At 62.4% G+C, this 17,997-nt stretch carries 16 protein-coding genes; 14 read left to right on the forward strand and 2 right to left on the reverse strand.

Annotation, left to right across the window (positions count from 1 at the left end; genetic code table 11):
• Window positions 1-5: 5 nt before the first annotated feature.
• The 6 genes from X566_RS10285 to X566_RS10310 are packed head-to-tail and all read left to right on the forward strand — an operon-like array spanning window position 6 to window position 5,276.
• Window positions 6-872 (forward strand): branched-chain amino acid ABC transporter permease, encoded by an 867-nt coding sequence (locus X566_RS10285; RefSeq protein ID WP_034465867.1) that lies wholly within the window; start codon window positions 6-8, stop codon window positions 870-872.
• Window positions 869-1,828, forward strand: coding sequence for a branched-chain amino acid ABC transporter permease (locus X566_RS10290; protein ID WP_034465869.1), 960 nt, complete (start codon window positions 869-871; stop codon window positions 1,826-1,828). The genes X566_RS10285 and X566_RS10290 overlap by 4 nt, the downstream gene beginning before the upstream one ends.
• Window positions 1,825-2,553: an ABC transporter ATP-binding protein gene (locus tag X566_RS10295; RefSeq protein ID WP_034465875.1), complete on the forward strand. Its 729-nt coding sequence runs from the start codon at window positions 1,825-1,827 to the stop codon at window positions 2,551-2,553. The genes X566_RS10290 and X566_RS10295 overlap by 4 nt, the downstream gene beginning before the upstream one ends.
• Entirely contained in the window at window positions 2,540-3,241 is a 702-nt protein-coding gene (locus X566_RS10300; protein ID WP_034465877.1) for an ABC transporter ATP-binding protein, read from the forward strand. The genes X566_RS10295 and X566_RS10300 overlap by 14 nt, the downstream gene beginning before the upstream one ends.
• A 14-nt stretch (window positions 3,242-3,255) precedes the next feature.
• Window positions 3,256-4,191 carry a carbon-nitrogen hydrolase family protein gene (locus tag X566_RS10305; protein WP_034465879.1) on the forward strand — a complete coding sequence of 312 codons (936 nt, stop codon included), beginning with the start codon at window positions 3,256-3,258 and terminating at the stop codon, window positions 4,189-4,191.
• 23 nt (window positions 4,192-4,214) lie between these two features.
• Window positions 4,215-5,276, forward strand: coding sequence for a phenylacetaldoxime dehydratase family protein (locus X566_RS10310; RefSeq protein ID WP_034465881.1), 1,062 nt, complete (start codon window positions 4,215-4,217; stop codon window positions 5,274-5,276).
• Window positions 5,277-5,492: 216 nt separating this feature from the next.
• On the opposite strand, the gene X566_RS10315 is transcribed toward X566_RS10310, so the two are convergent.
• The gene (locus tag X566_RS10315; protein WP_034465883.1) at window positions 5,493-6,422 is read right to left on the reverse strand and encodes a GyrI-like domain-containing protein; all 930 of its coding nucleotides are present in this window, start codon (window positions 6,420-6,422) and stop codon (window positions 5,493-5,495) included.
• A 287-nt stretch (window positions 6,423-6,709) separates the two neighbouring features.
• Here X566_RS10315 and X566_RS10320 point away from each other — a divergent pair, with 287 nt between their 5' ends.
• The 5 genes from X566_RS10320 (at window position 6,710) to arr (ending at window position 12,901) form a co-directional block, all read left to right on the forward strand.
• Window positions 6,710-7,033 carry a hypothetical protein gene (locus X566_RS10320; RefSeq protein WP_034465885.1) on the forward strand — a complete coding sequence of 108 codons (324 nt, stop codon included), beginning with the start codon at window positions 6,710-6,712 and terminating at the stop codon, window positions 7,031-7,033.
• 258 nt (window positions 7,034-7,291) lie between these two features.
• The gene (locus X566_RS25000) at window positions 7,292-8,359 is read left to right on the forward strand and encodes a hypothetical protein (RefSeq protein ID WP_160170460.1); all 1,068 of its coding nucleotides are present in this window, start codon (window positions 7,292-7,294) and stop codon (window positions 8,357-8,359) included.
• Between the two features lie 101 nt (window positions 8,360-8,460).
• The gene (locus X566_RS23905) at window positions 8,461-11,979 is read left to right on the forward strand and encodes an autotransporter-associated beta strand repeat-containing protein (protein ID WP_051443994.1); all 3,519 of its coding nucleotides are present in this window, start codon (window positions 8,461-8,463) and stop codon (window positions 11,977-11,979) included.
• 60 nt (window positions 11,980-12,039) lie between these two features.
• The gene (locus X566_RS25440) at window positions 12,040-12,162 is read left to right on the forward strand and encodes a hypothetical protein (protein WP_275451019.1); all 123 of its coding nucleotides are present in this window, start codon (window positions 12,040-12,042) and stop codon (window positions 12,160-12,162) included.
• A gap of 325 nt (window positions 12,163-12,487) precedes the next feature.
• Window positions 12,488-12,901 (forward strand): NAD(+)--rifampin ADP-ribosyltransferase, encoded by a 414-nt coding sequence (gene arr, locus X566_RS10335; RefSeq protein ID WP_034465887.1) that lies wholly within the window; start codon window positions 12,488-12,490, stop codon window positions 12,899-12,901.
• Between the two features lie 180 nt (window positions 12,902-13,081).
• Here arr and X566_RS10340 read toward each other — a convergent pair whose 3' ends face one another.
• A complete protein-coding gene (locus X566_RS10340) occupies window positions 13,082-14,605 on the reverse strand; it encodes an MFS transporter (RefSeq protein ID WP_034465889.1) in 1,524 nt (507 codons plus the stop codon).
• Between the two features lie 161 nt (window positions 14,606-14,766).
• Between X566_RS10340 and X566_RS10345 the strand changes: the two genes are divergently transcribed.
• The 3 genes from X566_RS10345 (at window position 14,767) to X566_RS10355 (ending at window position 17,992) form a co-directional block, all read left to right on the forward strand.
• The gene (locus X566_RS10345; RefSeq protein ID WP_034465891.1) at window positions 14,767-15,621 is read left to right on the forward strand and encodes a LysR substrate-binding domain-containing protein; all 855 of its coding nucleotides are present in this window, start codon (window positions 14,767-14,769) and stop codon (window positions 15,619-15,621) included.
• A gap of 159 nt (window positions 15,622-15,780) precedes the next feature.
• Complete coding sequence (locus X566_RS10350; protein WP_034465893.1) at window positions 15,781-16,371, forward strand: helix-turn-helix domain-containing protein; 591 nt, start codon at window positions 15,781-15,783, stop codon at window positions 16,369-16,371.
• Window positions 16,372-16,735: 364 nt separating this feature from the next.
• The gene (locus X566_RS10355) at window positions 16,736-17,992 is read left to right on the forward strand and encodes an MFS transporter (RefSeq protein ID WP_244434714.1); all 1,257 of its coding nucleotides are present in this window, start codon (window positions 16,736-16,738) and stop codon (window positions 17,990-17,992) included.
• Window positions 17,993-17,997 lie beyond the last annotated feature (5 nt).

A 17,997-nucleotide genomic window follows, 5' to 3' on the forward strand; every position in this document is an offset into this window, starting at 1 on the left:
CGGGGATGACTGCGTTTCTTCAAGCTCTGATCGACGGCACTCTGGTCGGCGGCGTTTATGGCATTATCGCTGTCGGTCTGTCGCTGGTGTTCGGAGTTCTTGGTATTGTGAACTTCGCGCAAGCGGAGTTCATGATGTTGGGCATGTACGCCGCTTGGTTTGCTTGGCGTTATCTCGGCCTCGATCCGCTCATTGGAGCGGCCATTTCATTCGCGGTGGGTTTTGGAATCGGTGCGCTTGCGCAGCGATTCCTCATCCAGCGCGTGATGAATGCACCGCATGTTTCACAAATCTTCCTGACTGTCGGCCTCTTGATCGTTCTCGAGAATGCGGCGCTGCTGCTGTTCGGAGCAGATTTTCGGACAGTGCAAACGCCGTATCAAACGCAGTCGCTGCAAATGGGACCATTTTTCATTTCTGTTCCATATCTCGCGGCTTTCTGTAACGCGCTTGTCGTCTCGGTCGCGCTGTGGCTGGTCATGGCGCGGACATGGATCGGCCGCGCCATTCGTGCGACAGCCCAGAACGCAATGGCGGCCGAAATTTTTGGAGTCGACGCAAAGCGCGTCTACATGATCGCGTTCGGGCTCGGGACAGGCCTCACCGCATTCGGCGGCGGGATCATCCTTTCGTACTCATCGGTAAGTCCAACATCTGGCGCACAATACGTCGTTCTGATGTTTACCGTCGTCGTGCTCGGTGGTCTCGGCAGTGTGCTCGGCGCTCTGATCGGCGGCATCGCGGTCGGTATCATCCAGTCGTTATCAACGTTGGTAATGCCGATCCAGGTCCAGAACCTCGCGCTTTTCGTGATTTTCATCGCGCTGCTCACTTTCCGTCCGCAAGGTCTGCTGGGAGGCGCGTCACGATGATCCGCTCGCTACTCGTTATCTCGATCTTTGCGGCGGCTGCGTTAGTCGCGGGCGCCGTGCTTGATCCGCGTGGTTACATCGTGCGCGTGGTCTGCCTCATGCTGCTGGCAGCATCGCTCGGTCAATGCTGGAATATTGTCGGCGGGTTGGCCAACCAGATATCGCTGGGGCATGCGGCATTCTTCGGGATCGGCGCATACACCACGACCATCCTTCAGATCCGTTACGGAATCTCGCCCTGGATCGGATTGTTTCTGGGGGCAGCGATCGCCGGGCTGGTCGGATTTCTCATCTCGATTCCGACGATGCGTCTCAAAGGATCGTACTTTGCACTCGCCACGCTGGCGTTCGGCGAAGCCTGCCGCATCTTCGCGACGGCCGCAGCTGGTTTAACAGGCGGTCCGCAGGGCATTTCTGTGCCGTTCGTGGGAAATTCCTGGGCCATGATGCAGTTTCGTGGCGCAGGCCCTTACGTTCCGATCCTCGTCGGTCTTTTCATTCTGATCAGCGTCATATTTGTCGTCCTGTCGAACGGAAAGCTTGGCTATCTTCTCCGGGCCACGCGCGAGAGCGAGGACGCAGCAGAGGTCGCGGGTGTGAATACGCTCGGCGTCAAGCTTGCAGGCAGCACCATCTCCGCGGCGTTGACAGCCGTGGTCGGGACGATGTTCGTGCAGTTCAATTTTTTCATTGACCCGGACATCGTGTTCAATCCGACGAGCGTCTCGATCCGCGCTGCCCTGATCACAATCGTCGGCGGTGTCGGCATACTGACTGGACCGATCTTTGGCGCCATCGCCATCGTAACCATGGAAGAGGTGCTGTCAGCGTACTTGTCCAATCAGGCGGCGGGCGTCGCGCCTTTGATCTTCGGTGGGCTTTTGATCGCCATTGTGCTGTGGAAGCCGGCAGGGTTGAGCGCGATCTCGTTCTCGAGGAAAAGGGCCTTGTCATGATGCCTTTGCTCGATGCCACTGGTGTAACGGTACGTTTCGGCGGTCTGACGGCGCTATCGGACGTGACCTTTCAAATCAGTCCAGGGGAGATCGTCGGATTGATCGGGCCGAACGGTGCTGGCAAGACGACACTGTTCAGTTCTCTTGTTGGTCTGACGCGCCTGAGCGAAGGCGCAATCGTGTTCGACCGCGAGCCGGTCAACGGGTTGCGGCCGCACCTCATCGCGCGCCGGGGCATGACCAAAACCTTTCAGAACACGGCGTTATTTCCCGGAATGTCGCTACGGGACAACGTGGTGATCGGCGCCCTTGCGCGTGCGAGTTTAGCGGAGGCAAAGGAGTTTGCCGATGAATGTCTCGATAAGGTCGGCCTGTTGAAAGATGCAGATGTCGGCGTGGACAATCTCACCTTCCCGCAAAAGGCGTTGGGGGAGGTGGCGAGAGCACTGGCGACCCGACCCAGGCTTGTTCTGCTTGACGAGGTGATGGCAGCCCTGACGCCATCGGAGATGACAACGATTATGAGATCGTTGCGCGCGCTGCGCGATCGCGACGGCATCACGTTCATGATCGTTGAGCACCATATGCGGGCGATCATGGAGTTGTCCGAGCGCATTCTCGTGCTGAATTTCGGGAAGCTGATCGCGAATGGGACACCAGAGCAGGTCTCCGCAGACCCGAGTGTCATCACCGCGTATCTGGGGAGCGCCAATGCTGCACATTGAGGGACTTTCAGCGGGCTATGGTCCTCGTCCCGTGCTGTCGGATATCGAGCTAAAGGTGACGGCGGGAGAAACCGTCGCGCTGCTTGGTGCAAACACCGCCGGCAAGACGACCGTGATCCGTGCGATCACCGGCACCGTGCCTCGAGCTAGCGGAACGATCCGTTTTGAAGATGAAGATATCACCGCATTGCCGAGTCATCGGCGGATCGGTCGGGGGATTGCCTGTGTTCCGGAAGGGCGTCACGTCTTTAAAGATATGACTGTGACAGAGAATCTGGTGATGGGCGCGTTTCATCGCAGATATGATTTCGAGGAGTCCGAGCTTGAGGCTTGCATTGAGTTGTTTCCGCGGCTTGGCGAGCGTCGGCGGCAGCTTGCAGGCACTCTTTCGGGTGGCGAACAGCAAATGGTCGCGATCTGTCGTGCGTTATTGGCAAAGCCGAAGCTTCTGCTGCTCGATGAACCCAGCCACGGCCTCGCGCCGTTGATGGTCGAGGAGGTTCACCGGGCGATTGGCAAGATCAATGCGAGTGGCGTGAGCGTTCTGCTTGTCGAGCAGAATGTCGGTTCGGCGCTGAAGATTGTTGATCGTGGCTATGTGCTGGAAAGCGGGCGATTGGCGATGTCAGGAACGAGCGCTGAGCTCCAAGACAATGATGAGGTGCGGCGCACCTATCTGGGAATCTGAGAAGGAATCTGGTGATGGCGAAATTTAAGGCAGCGGTAGTACAGGCCGCGACGGTGGCGGGCGATACCCCGGCAACCGTGCGTAAGGCGGTCGCGTTGATCGCTGAAGTTGGACGGCGTGGCGCGAAGGTTGCGGTTTTCCCCGAGGCCTTTGTCGGTGGGTATCCGAAGGGGGCCGACTTTCACATTTATCTCGGAGCACGCACGCCGGAAGGGCGGCAGGAGTACGCCGCCTACCATGCGGCGGCGATCGGCGTTCCAGGGCCTGAAACTGATCAGATCGGCAAGGCGGTGAAGGAAGCAGGTCTGTTCCTGACGATCGGCGTCATCGAGCGCGAGGGAGGTACGCTCTACTGTTCCGCGTTGTTCTTCGGCGAAGATGGTCGCTTGCTCGGCAAGCACCGCAAGTTGATGCCGACGGCACTGGAACGGTTGTGTTGGGGCTTCGGTGACGGCTCCACGCTCACCACGGTCGAGACACCCTATGGCGCGATGGGTTCGGTGATCTGTTGGGAAAACTATATGCCGATGCTGCGCATGGCTATGTACAGCAAGGACATCGCGATTTACTGCGCGCCGACCGCCGATGATCGCGATACGTGGGCCTCGACCATGCAGCATATTGCGCTCGAGGGACGTTGTTTTGTTCTTTCGGCGTGCCAATACCTGACGCGAGCCGAGTTTCCAACCGACCTGCAGAACAAGATGACCGATGATGCGGATCAAGTTTTGATGCGCGGAGGCAGTCTGATTGTCGATGCGCTGGGCCGCATCGTGGCTGGACCGGATTTTTCGGGCGAGACGATTCTGACCGCGGAGTTGGATACGGATGACATCCCGCGCGGGAAATTCGATTTCGACGCTGTAGGGCATTATGCGCGGCCGGATGTTTTCAAGCTCGTTGTGAATGAGCAGCCGATGCAGCCCGTTGTGCATCTTGCCGCAGAATAGAATCACGCAGCCGGAGGACACAGATGGTTTTTCATGTTGAGTATCCACGCACAATTCCGCCTCGACGACCGGAAGGGCATCAGCCGGCCGCACCACGATATACGTTGCGATGGGATGAACCTGTTCCGACGATGATCAGCGATTATTTCGCGATCCAGGCGCTCGATCTCGATCCTGCCGTGCGCAAGGAATTTTTTGATCGTGTGACTGCCAGTTTCGCGGGCGAGGAGGGGCCGGGGGCGCACGAGACGATGCAGTTCGTCGATGAGGCGGGCTTTACAAACGCCGTGGTTGTCGCCTACTGGACCGATCCCACGCGCCATGCACGCTGGGCTGCTCGTTCACCGTACCTGGCCTGGTTCGGCTCTTCTGATCGACTCGGAGAGTCTCTGGGCTATTGGCGCGAGACTTTGGTTGTCCCCTACGATCGGCACGAGACAATTTATTCGGCGCCGCACTATCGGATCGGTCTTGCGCGCACGCCTGGCAGTCGAATCGTTCCAATGACCGTGAATGGCTATTTCGGCGCCGCGCGCGATCGTATTCCGCTTTCTGCGGTCGATCCGCTTGAGAGCCCGTACAAGGATAATCCACCCCGGCGGCGGGAGGTGAATTCGCTCGGCCGCCGCCTTCGTGCGGCAACCCCCCTTAATATGACGGCATTGCGTTCTGGTCAGTTCTGGGTTGGAGCGGGTGAGGAGCAGCTGACAGATTATCTCGACAATCTTCAGCCAAAGCTGATGCGCGGTATGGAGTATTTGCTCCAAAGCAAGGAGCAGACGGGCACGCTGTCCCTCAGGGTGATGACAAACCTCGACGAGACCGGAAATCCGCGCGCCGAAACGTCGGTTCTGGCTTATTTTATCTCGCTTGAGGGACTGGAAGACTGGGCGAAGTCACACGAGACTCATCTTGAGATCTATCGCCATGCCATAGCGATGAACCGAAAGTTCAAGGAGAAGCGCGAGGTCGTGACGTGGCATGAGTGCTTCGTGATGCCGGAGGCGTCGTCGTTCGAATACGTCAACTGTCAGCCAGGGACAGGCGTACTGCCTTATTGCGAGCTGTTGGAGGCCGTTCGTTAGAAGCGCTTTGTGGATCAGTGAAACGCCACCTGCTTGCGCAGATGTCTTTACGGTGCGCCAGACAAGTGCACGCGCTTTGCGTCGATCGGTATTTGCGCATTCAGATTGTGGACTTAAGCAAACTGTTTGATGATATTTGCTCGAACTAAGCGATAGGCGCCGTTACCTAAGTCGCTGTTGTGCTGTGTTGCCGGTGATGAGGCGACAGACGTCACCTCACCCGATCGGCACCAGGATGGTGCATTCGAGGTCCGCCGGATCGAGTCGCGGCTGCGGGATTGGATAAATCTCAACGACGTATTTGCCGGCGATGGCATAACGGCTTTTGGCGAGCCAGTCGTCGAGCAGCATGCTGTAGGTGCTCGCCACGCTGCGGCGCCGCTCGGGATCTGTGGAGGCTGCATAATAGCCGTGGTGGCGGATGCTCGCATGCAAGCCGGGGCGTGTATCGATGCGGTGCAGGCCTGGCCATGCCGTGGAGGCGTCCTGCTCGTCGAAGGCTTCGTTCACTGTCACGCAGCAGTCGTAACGCACCAGTTCCGATTGGGTGAAGCGGATATCGTCATAGAGCAGGCCGATGAACAGGCGCTGACCGGGCCGGCTGAGTTCTTCAGGCAACGAGGCGAGGAAATCGGCCCAGTGGCCGGGCACGTTGCACGGCGGCCCATAGTAGCGCTTGGCGAGACAGTGCAGGCTGTCACTTTCGACCAGCTTCACGCACGTCTCGGTCATCTCGGTAGTCGGCTCGTTTGGCCACTGCTCGCGATCGTGCCGGAAGCGAACCGGCGTCATGCCGTAACGTTTGACGAAAGCCCGGGTGAACGACGGTTGGCTCGCATAGCCGACGCTGCTTGCGATCTGGCCGACCGTATCGCGCGTCCAGCGCAGGCGATTGGCGGCGGCGGTGAGACGCGCGCGGCGCAGGTAATCGCCTGGTGTCTCCTGCATTGCTTCGGCGAAGAGATGATGGAAGTGATGCAGCGACAGATCGAGCGCCGCTGCGATCGCGCGATAATCAGGCGGTTCGCTGATGTGCTGTTCGAGCAGGCGCAGCGACCGCACGATCCGCTTGTCCTTCGGCTGAACGAGATTCTCGATCGGACGAATGGCCTGCTGGCTTCTGGGCAGAACGGCGAGCTTGTTCATGGGACGCCCTTCTCGCTGCTGTGTTCGATTGCTTGGTTTCGCGCGCGCAATTTTCTTTGCGAACAGTGCGATTTTTCTCCCCGTTCCGCAATGGCGGATAAGACGGACGAATTGAAGCAGCTACTGTGACCGTTAGTGAGATCAGCTGGATGGCAGTTCAGCCGATGTCGGCGCTTGGGAAGACTTGACTTGGGGAAGACTTGGGAATGCGTTCGATGACCGAGCGGGACGTCCCTGCCTGTCGAAACGCGAGGCGGGATCGGCAAGCTTCACGATGGCAGGCGGGAATGGTGATCGGCGTTCTGGCCGTGATGGCCGTTGGCATCGCGCGGACGTCACCGGTGCAGGCGGAGCCCGCTCAAGCGCAGTTCTGCTGGGCTTTCGGCCGCTATGACGACACGGTTTATTATGCCGCGATCGAAGGCCGCGAGGATCGCAGCGCGAGCTTTGCGGAGCTGCTGGAGATATCCGGCATCGATCACTTCGGCGCGCTGTGCCCGATGCAAGGGATTAGCCAGCACCGGCTGACAAAGACTCGCATGCTCGGCGCCTGGAAGGCGGCGGAGTTCGAGGTCGTCGATACGACGTTCCTGTCGGACCTCGATTACTGAGCGCGCCCAAGCAGCAACGACGCGAACGTGCGGCAATGCGTCCCGCACGTTGCTGCCGAAACGGCTGCGACAAATCTTCCCAATCGCAATGGCGGATAAACCGGAATTTCTGAAAGCGGTTACGGTGACCATTGGGATCAGAGGCGGGCATCGATCGAATGGGCGGCGGTCGATACCCGATCATGGGCAGTGGTGGGGACAGTGATGGGTGCATCCAGCATCGGTGGGCGGCTGTGCATTGGGCGTGAGGACGTCTGTGTGGCACTCGATGGAGATGCGCCCGCCGATCCGTGCGAGCAGGCACGTTACGTCGGACGCGAGCAGAGAAACCCGCGCGCGCGCAGGCGATGGCTGCTTGCAGGCGTGGCCGTGGCGGCGCTGCTGATCGCGCAGCCCGCATTGGCCAATCCGATTTTGGTGTCCACCGAGGCGGACCTGCGGGCGGCGATCGAGACCGCACGCACCACGCCGGGCACCGAGATCGTGCTGACGGCCGGCATCACGCTGTCGGCGGACCTGCCGGCGCTGCAAGGCACCAACACGACGATACGCAGCGAGAGCGGGCAGCAGTTCGCGATCGATGGCGCCGGCGCCTATCGCGGGCTGTTCGTCTATGCGGGCTCCGCGCGGGTGCAGGACCTGACAATTCAGAACGCGGTGGCGCAGGGCGGCAATGGCGGCAGCGGCTCTGCTCTTGGCGGCGGCGGTGGCGCCGGGCTGGGTGGGGCGCTGTTCGTCAATGCTGGTGCGACGGTGACGGTCGCCAATGTGAACCTGGACGCCAACGCCGCGCGCGGCGGCAATGGCGGCGGCTTTGGAGATATTACCGGCGTAGGACAGTCTGGTGGCGGCGGCGGTATGGGTGGCCATGGGGGTGATGGCGGCGGCGGCCACTTTGGCGGCGGCGGTGGCCTCGGCATGGATGCCAACGGCGGCACGTTAGGAGTATTGCCTGGCGCTGGCATCGTGACTGGCGCGGCATCCGGCGGTAGCGGTGCAGGCGGTGCTCAACCCGGCGCGGCCAACGGCGGTGGCGGTGGCGGAAGCGCCAATGGCGGCGGCGGCGGCGTTGGCGGTAGCAATGCCTCCGGAGGACAAGGAGCTCCAGGTGGCTTTGGTGGCGGTGGTGGAGCGCGCGCTACACTAGGGCATGGCGGCTTTGGCGGCGGCGGTGGCAGTGCCGGCTATGGCGGCTTCGGCGGCGGCGGTGGTGGCGGCGGCGTTGTTGGTGCTGACGGCGGTTTTGGCGGCGGTCATGGTTTCGGTGGTGGCGGCGGCGGCGCGGGAATGGGGGAGCGATCTTCGTTGTCGAGGGCGGCAGCCTGATCCTCGAAGGCAATCTGTCACTCGGTGGCGGTAGCGTCGCCGGGGGCGCCGGTGGTGGGGGAAGCGCGACAGCCGGTTCCGCATTCGGCTCCGGCCTGTTCTTGCAGGGCAACGGCACGCTTCAGCTACAGCCGGGCGCAGGCCACACCCAGACCATCGCCGATGTCATTGCCGATCAGACCGGCTCGGGTGGCTCAGGGACCTACGCCACCGGCGGTCCGGTTTGCACGGTGGGCGCCGGCTGTGCCGGCTATTCCGGCGCGGGAAGCTGGGCACTGGAGAAGAGCGGCGCTGGAACGCTGATCCTGTCCGGCGCCAACACCTATACGGGCGGCACGACGCTCAGCGCTGGCGTTGTCAGTGTTGGCGCGGACAACAATCTCGGCGATGCCTCCGGCGCGCTCACCTTCAATGGTGGTATTCTGCAAGTGACCGGCACGGGCTTCACCTCCACGGCGCGGACGATCAACTGGGGTGCGGACGGCGGCAGCTTCGACATCGCCGACGCCGCCAATATCTTTAGTGTGAGCCAGGCGCTCACCGGCGCCGGCAGCTTACAGAAGCTCGGCGCCGGCACACTCGCCCTCTCCGGCGCCAACACGTACTCTGGCACGACCCGCATCGATGCCGGCACGCTGCAAGCCGGCGCAGTCAACACCTTCTCCGCCAACAGCGCGCATGTGGTGGCCGCGGGCGCTGTGCTTAACCTGGGCGATCACGCGCAGACGATCGGCTCGCTGGCCGGCGCAGGCAACGTTACGCTCGGCACCGGCACACTGACCGCGGGCGGCGACAATTCATCGACCATATTCTCCGGCAACATGTCGGGTTCGAGCCTTTTGGTGGATACTGCTTTCAACAAGCAGGGCACCGGCACGCTCATCCTTTCAGGAGCGAACACCTATTCCGGCATGACCGAAATCGCAGGCGGCACGTTGCAAGCCGGTGCAACCAATACACTCTCCGCCAATAGCCTACACCTCCTTTGGGCCGGTGCGGTGCTTGACCTGAACAACTTCGACCAGACTATTGTCGGCCTGGGCGGTTCGGGGAGTGTGACGCTTGGGAGCGGCACCCTGACGCTGGCAGGCGATCCCATTCTTGTCGCCACAAGCTTTGGCGGCGCGATATCCGGCACCGGTGGAATCGTCAAGGACGGAAGTTTCACGCAAAGGTTCGGCGGCGCCAACACTTACTCTGGCACGACCAGCATCAATGCCGGCAGGCTATGGGGCCTCGTGGCCAACGCCTTCTCCGCCAACAGCGCGCATGTGGTGGCCGCGGGCGCTGTGCTCGATCTGGGCGGTCACGCGCAGACGATCGGCTCGCTGGCGGGGACGGGCAATGTCAATCTCGGCGCCGGCACGCTGATCGCAGGCGGCGATGACAGCTCGACGAACTTCTCGGGCGTGATCAATGGCAGCGGCGGTTTAATCAAGCAGGGCGCGGGAACCTTCACGCTGTCCGGCGCTAGCACCTATAGCGGCGGCACCACTATCAACGCTGGCGTGCTGGCGCTGGCTGGCAGCGGCACCCTCGGCAATGTGGTGAACGCCACCACGGTCAACGGCGCCACCGCGATCCTCGATCTCGGTGGCACCGCGCAGACCCAGGCCGAGGTGGCGTTGCAGAACGGCGGCACGCTCCGCAACGGATCGTTGACCGGAGCCGTGACGTCGAGCGGCGGTGCGATCGATACGCTCGGCGGCGCTGCGAGCGTGAACGTGACCGATGGCGTGACGGTGATGACCGGCGTCAACACTTACTCCGGTGGCAATTTGTTGGGCGGCGGCACGCTGAGCGCCGGTGCGGACACTAATCTCGGCGCGGCGGCGAGCGGTCTGAACTTCAACGGCGGCATTCTGCAGGTCACCGGCACGGGCTTTACATCCACCGCGCGGGCGATCACCTGGGGCGCGGACGGCGGCGGTTTCGATATCACCGACGCAGCCAACAGGTTCACGCTGAACCAGACCTTCAGTGGCGGCGGCAGATTGGAGAAGCTGGGCGCGGGCGCGCTGGTGTTGAACGGAACGCATACCTACGCAGGCGATACGGTGGTGACTGCCGGCGTGCTGGAGGTCGCGGCCGGCGGCAGCATCGCCTCCGATGTCACGGTGAATGGGGGCCGCTTCGTCAGCAACGGATCATCGCTGGGAACGACCACGGTGAACGCCGGTGGCACGCTCGGCGGCGATGGCATCGTCGGCACCACGGCGATCGATGGTGGCACGCTGTCGCCGGGCAACTCGGTCGGCATGCTCACCGTGCAGGGCAATCTCAGCTTCACTGCTGCCTCGACCTATCGGGTCGAGGTCGATCCGGCGAATGCGGATCGCACCAATGTCACCGGCACGGCGACGCTCGGCGGCGCGACCGTGGCAGCGATCTACGCGCCGGGCAGTTATGTGACGCGGCAGTACGCGATTCTCAATGCGGCGGGCGGCGTGAACGGCACGTTCGCATCGCTGGTCAACACCAACCTGCCCACGAACTTCACACCGTCGCTCTCTTACGACGCCAACAATGCTTATCTCAACCTGACGCTGAACTTCGTGCCGCCGGATCCGGAGCTGCCGGTGGGACCGAACTTCGGCGGCGGGTTGAACGTGAACCAGAGCAATGTCGCCGCCGCGTTGGTCCATTCGTTCAACACCGCGGGCGGGATTCCGCTGGCGTTCGGCGCGCTGACGCCGCAGGGACTGACGCAGGTCCCGGGCGAAGTCGCCGCCGGCACGCAGCAGGCGACGTTTAATGTGATGTCGCAGTTCCTGGGTGCGATGCTCGATCCGTTCGCGGCAGGACGTGATGGCGAGAGCAGGCAGGGCGTCGCGATGCCCTACGCAGATGAAGCGCTGGCGTATGCGTCGGCTCGCAAGGGCGGCGCAAAGGAGCGCGAGGCGTATGTGGCGATGTTGTACAAGGCGCCGCGGCGCATCGCCGATGCGTCCAACCGCTGGAGCGTGTGGGCATCCGGCTTTGGCGGCACGCAGGCGACTGGTGGCAACGCGATTGTCGGCTCGGCCGACACCACCACGCGCATCTACGGCATGGCGGCGGGCGCGGACTATCGGTTCTCGCCGGACACGCTGGTCGGCTTCGCGGTCGGTGGCGCGGGCACCAGCTACAATCTCGCGAACGGCCTCGGCAAAGGCACGTCGGAGGTGTTCCAGGCGGGCGTCTACGGTCGCCATCAGTTCGGCGCGGCTTATGTTGCTGGCGCGCTGGCCTATGGTTGGCAGGACGTCACCACCGATCGCACCGTATTCGGCGTCGACCGCTTGCGTGCGCGCTTCGATGCGAATGCGTTGTCGGGTCGGCTTGAAAGCGGTTATCGCTTTGCGTGGCAGAGCATGAATGGGCAGAGCATGGGTGTAACGACGTATGCGGCGGGTCAGTTCACGACGCTGTTCTTGCCGGGCTATGCGGAGGAGGTGGTGGCAGGCGGAAATTTGTTCGCGTTGAACTACGCGTCGAAGGATGTCACATCCTCACGCAGTGAGTTGGGCCTGCGTGCGGACACGTCGTTCGCGTTCAACGATGCACTGATCATCCTGCGCGGTCGCGCCGCTTGGGCGCACAATTTCGATACGAGCCGCAGCACCAGTGCAAACGTCTAGGCGCTGCCGGTCTCCGGCTTCACCGTCAACGGCGCGCTGCCTGCGCGCGACGCGGCGCTGGTGTCCGCCGGCGCGGAGATCGCCTGGCGCAACGGCTTCGCGCTCGCGGGTACGTTCGAGGGCGAGTTCTCGCGCAATGTCGAGAGTTACGCGGGCAAGGGCACTGTGCGTTACCGGTGGTGAAGTCATGGACCGGCGCGAGGACGGCTGCACCAATCCACATTCCGGATGTGCAGAGGTTGCGAGCGGATATCCGTTCGACGGCCAAATGAGCCGCTCAGGAATCCGCCGCAATCAGGCGAGTGGACGCCGATCGTGCATACCCAAATAGGTTGACAACTGAACACTGAGACGTACACATTTTGGTGCAAGCGGGCCTAAATTCTTAGATAAATCAAAGGCAAGGTACGGGACAGGAGTTCGTTACCGCTCTCTCCGCCAGCCGTTGATGGCCTGTCCTACTGGGCAGGATAGCGAACCGCCGAGCGAACAGGAGAGCGGCACGCCGATGTCAGCGATCGCCAGCGTATTCTCACGATCGTTCTTCCACGGCACCAAGGCCGATCTGAAGCCCGGAGACCTGATCGCCGTCGGCCACCAATCCAACTTTACCGAGGCCAAACCGCTATCCTGGGTCTATTTTGCCGGCACGCTGGATGCTGCGATCTGGGGCGCCGAGCTGGCCGCCGGCAGTGGGCAAGAACGGATTTATGTCGTGGAGCCGACTGGGCCGATCATGGACGATCCCAACCTGACGGATAAGAAATTCCCCGGTAACCCGACGCTGTCCTATCGCTCCCGCGATCCGCTACGGGTCATTGCCGAAGGGACACGGTGGCAAGGGCACTCGCCCGAACAGGTACAGCAGATGAAGGACGGCCTCGCCCGCTTGAAGGCGGAGGGTGCCGATATCATCGACTAGCATGATTGGAGAACGGCGGCCGCCGCTCGCCAATGCATGAAAGCTGTTGTTCTGCTCCTCGCCGCAATGGCTCGCAACCCGGTTTAGGAGGGGCATAGGGCTATGGCGGAGATATCGTTGTCCGCTTCATTGCCTCTCGGCGAGCTGCGGATTGCACCTCGTCCGGTTCTGACGCACAGGTCATGTGCGAGGGCCGTCCGGTTCTTTGCGACCGAAGACGAAGAGGCTGAACGCCGCGAGCAGCCAGACGCCGATGCCGCCATAGAGCATGACCCAGCCGAAGCCGTCGGTGAGCGCCTGGTGGACAGTGGCAGCAGACGCGCCCTGATCCGGCGAAACGCTGGCGCCAGCGGCGATCCGCTCGGCCAGGGATCGCAGCGTGGCCGCATCCGGCAGATCTGGCAGCGCCGCGCTCAGCGAAGATCGAACACCCTCGACCAGAACGAAGCCCATCAGCGCGATGTTGATGGCGAGCGAAATCATTCTCGCACTCATGTCGATGCCCGACGCCATGCCCGCGCGTTCGGTGGGCACCGATCCCGTGGTCGTATTGGTGACCGGCGTGTTGGTGAAGCCGAGGCCGATTCCGGCCAGCAGGCAGCCAGGCAGCATCGTCAACCAGCTCGCATGCGCGGCCGCGCTGCCAAGCTTCATCAGCACAAAGCCGAGCCCGATGATGAATAAGCCGGCCGGGATAACCAGCCCCGGGCGGTAGCGCAGCGACAGGCGCTCTGCGAGCGGCGGCACCACGAGCGCCGGCAATGTGTAGGCGAGCAGCGCCAGGCCGGCGGCTTGGCTGTCATAGCCGAGGCCGGCCTGAAACCAGATCGGCAGGTAGATCATGAACGGCCAGAAGCTGATGTTCATCGCGGCCGAACCGATGATCGCCCCGGAAAAAGCGCGGATACGAAACACGGAAAAGTCGAACATCGGCCTCCGGCTGCGCGTTTCGACGATCAGAAAGGCGACGAAGCTTGCGCCGGCGATGCCGAGGATCGCGAGCGCAGCGGCGCTCGCAAAGCCGAGCTCCGGTCCCTGCGTGATGAAGAAGGCGAGGCAGAACACCGACAGCGACAGCGTGAGGATGCCGGCGACGTCCAGATGCGTGGCATCGGGATCGCGGGATTCCTGCACACCATGGAGCGCGAGGAACAAGGTCCAGACCCCGAGCACGACGTGGACGAGGAAAACCCATTCCCAGCTCGATACGGCGACGATCATGCCGCCGATGATCGGCCCGAAGCCAAGTCCGATGCCGAAGATGATGCCCCACCAGCCGAATGCGATGCTGCGTTCACGACCTTCTCTGAACTGATGCGAGAGAATCGCAACCTGGCAGATCAGCATCGCGCCGCCGCTCATGCCTTGAAGGAAGCGGGCGACGATCAGAACGGATGCGCTCTGTGTCAGCCCGCAGACGAGCGAGGCAAGGCTGAACGCGCCGATCCCGATCAGGAACACGCGCTTGCGGCCATAGCGATCGGCCAGCGTTCCGGTGGCCATGAGCACGGTGGTCACAGCGATCGTGTAGGCGTTCATGATCCACTGCAGCTGCTTGAAGTCCGCATGCAGCACCTGCTCCAGCGTCGGCAGGATCGCCGGCACGCTGGAAATCTCCAGGCCGAACATCAGCGAGGAGAGGCAGACCGCGGCGAGCGCGACGCTGCTCCGGCTCGTGGGCGACAGGGAAACGGCAACGGTCATGCTTCGGCCTTTCGACGTTGGAAACGGCAACGGCGAAATCCGACGGGATGCGGAGGGCGCGCGGTCCGCCTGTTGCGTTGCGGCGGGACCATAACCGGGCCTTGACTACATCAAAACTGGATCAATATGTATTTCAGAGACAACAAAATCGGATCATTACCATGGTCACGCTGGACGTCGAGTCGGTTCAAGCGTTCGTCGCCATCGCCGATTTCCAGAGCTTCACCCGCGCGGCGGAAGCGCTCGGGACGACCCAAGGGGCAATCAGCGTGAAGCTGAAGCGGCTGGAGGACCGGATCGGTCAGCGACTGATCGAGCGGACTCCGCGCTCGGTCCGGCTGTCGGCACAGGGCGCAGTGTTCCTCGACAGCGCGCGCAATTTCCTGGCCGCTCATGAACGCGCCGTCGTTGGACTGTCCGATTGCCGCCGCCGTTTTGCGCTTGGCATCGCCGCGCATGTCGCAGGGCCGGAATTGACGACGCTGCTCGCGCGGCTGAACGCCCATGATCCCGGTTTGACGATCGAGGTGCGGCTAGACAATTCCCGCAGTGTCCTCGATGCCTTCGATCGCGGCGAACTCGATGCGGCGATCATCCGTCGCGAGGACGATCGCCGCGATGGTGAGGTGCTGGGGCCGGAGCATTTCGGTTGGTTCGCGGCGCCTCAGTTCGAGCATCGTCAGGGCGAGCCGGTACGGCTCGCAGCGCTCGCTCCCTCCTGCGGCGTGCGTGATATCGCCACCCGCGCGCTCGACGCCATCGGCATTCCCTGGACCGAGGTGTTCCTCGGCGGCGGATCGTCGGTGGTCGCAGCCGCAGTCTCGGCCGGCCTCGCGATCGGAGCGTTCTCCTGCCGGCTTGCGCCTCCCGGCACCGTGGAGGTCAGCGAACGTTTCGGTCTGCCGCAGTTGCCATCGTCGGAAATCGTGCTGCACTCGACACTCACCGACCGCAAATCGCGTGAAGCGCTGCGCACGCTGGCGGCAGCCTTCCGCGAACATCGGGCGGCCATCTGAGGGCATGTGTCCGCCACGCGCGGACGGCGCAAAGGCGCCAGGCCGGGCTGCGCGACACGATCTCGTTGATCCGCAGCGATATTCCGAGCCTGTGGCGGATTGCCCATGCACTTCAGAATCCATTAAAAGAAGCGCCGGAACACCAAGGGATTTGCTCATTTGGGCGCCGAACAAACGATCCATAATCCGCAACTGGCGGTTCTGGCTGAAGAGCTCCGCCACTTCCGCAAGGAGAACAACTTCTCGCTGGAAATGCTCGCCGAGGCGTCCGGGGTCAGCCGGTCGATGATCTCCAAGATCGAGCGCTGCGAGACGGTTCCGTCGACCGTCATCCTCTCCAAGCTCGCGGAAGCGCTGGGGGTGACGTTCTCGCAGCTGATGGCGCCGGCGGTCGAGCGCGAGATCGTGCATATTCCAGCCGCGCGGCAGCCGATCCTGCGGGACGCGGACTCCGGCTTTCTGCGACGCTGCATCTCGCCAGTGCTGCCGGGGCGCGGCATCGACTGGGTGCTCAATACGCTGCCGCCTGGCGCTGAAACAGGCAACTTCGTCGCGCATCGCCGCGGTGTCGAGGAATACATCTATGTCCTGCGTGGTCGTGTGCGCGTGACGATCGGCACCGATCAGGTCGTGCTGAGCGAGGGGGATTCGCTCTATTTCCAGGCAGATGCCGACCACGCGTTCTTGAACCTCGGCAAGACCCCGTGTGAATATTTTCTTGTGATCGACACGTCCAAGGTCCGTCGCTAAGTCCATCATTAGTGGACACATTTCCTGAATAGGAAACGATCGCCATCGTTCGACGGGGCGAGGCCGGGCGCCCGCGCGTCATCGGGTTGCCCGCAGATGCGAGGGCTGCAGGCGCGCCACGCGCGCGGCCGGTGCAGGCCAATGCCGGCTTCTTGAGCGTCCATCGCTGCAAATCTGACCATCACGCCGTGCGCTCCCACGAGCCCTGTTGATTCCGGGCCGGAAAATTCCGGCACGCGCCTTGCATTCCACAATCTTGGAAAGATGTTTCCTTCAGGGGAATGGGTCCCCTGGCTTCTTACCCCAGGAGTGGGAGATGAGCTTAGCTGCGACACTGTCTGAGCCTCGATCCGCGAGCTCGAAAATGCGCTCCATCGTATTTGCGAGCAGCGTCGGCACGATCATCGAATGGTACGACTTCCTGATTTACGCGACCGCCGCGGCGCTCGTGTTCAACAAGGCCTTCTTTCCCTCGATCGATCCCCTTGCAGGAACCATCGCCGCGCTCGGCACCTATGCGGTCGGCTTCATCGCCCGCCCCCTCGGCGGCGCCTTGTTCGGACATTTCGGTGATCGCCTCGGGCGCAAGTCGATGCTGGTCGCGACCATGTTCATCATGGGCCTCAGCACCTTCTGCATCGGCCTGCTGCCGAGCTATGAAACGATCGGCGTGCTTGCGCCCATTCTGCTGATTGTCCTGCGGGTGATTCAGGGCATCGGTCTCGGCGGCGAATGGGGCGGCGCCTCGCTGATGGTGATCGAGCATTCCCCGGCCGACAAACGCGGCTTCTACGGCGCGTTCGTTCAGATCGGCTTCCCGATCGGGCTCGTGCTGGCGACGCTGGTGTTCGCGCTCGCGACCAAGCTTCCCGAAGCGGACTTCCAGGCGTGGGGCTGGCGGATTCCCTTCCTGGTCAGCATCGTCCTGCTCGGACTCGGCACGTTCATCCGCTCGCGGATCCCGGAGACGCCGGTCTTCGAGAAGATGAAAGCGACGGAATCGTTCTCGACCAACCCGGTGGGCGAGGCGGTCAGCAAGAACTTCAAGACGTTCCTGATCGCGGTCGGATTGAAGCTGTCGGAGGTGTCCTGGGTCTACATGCTGACGGTCTTCGTCGTGGTGTACGCGACGACGCAGCTCGCCTTGCCGAAACAGCTGCTGCTGGATGCGGTGATGTATGCGGCGCTGTTCGAACTCATCACGCTGCCGCTGTTCGGCTGGCTGTCGGACAAGATCGGCCGACGGCCGCTCTTCATTCTCGGCGCGATCTTCACGATCGCCTTCGCATTCCCGCTGTTCTGGATGCTGGAAACGAAGAGCGTCGCCATGGTCACGATGGCGATCATCATTGCCATGAACTTCGGTCATGGAATGATGTTCGGGCTCGAATCCACCTACTTCCCCGAATTGTTCGGTGCGCGCGTCCGCTACAGCGGGGCGTCGTTCGGTTTCCAGGTGGCGGCGGCGATCGGCGGCGGGTTCGCGCCGATCATCGCAACCGCGCTGGCCGGCTACTTCGGCGGGACGACAGGCGTATCGATCATGATGATCGGGATCGCGCTGATCACCCTGTGGGCGGCGCTCGCGGCACGCGAGACGAAGGATGAAGTTCTGGACTAGCCGAC

Source organism: Afipia sp. P52-10, assembly GCF_000516555.1.
In the GTDB taxonomy this organism is placed as follows: Bacteria; Pseudomonadota; Alphaproteobacteria; order Rhizobiales; family Xanthobacteraceae; genus P52-10.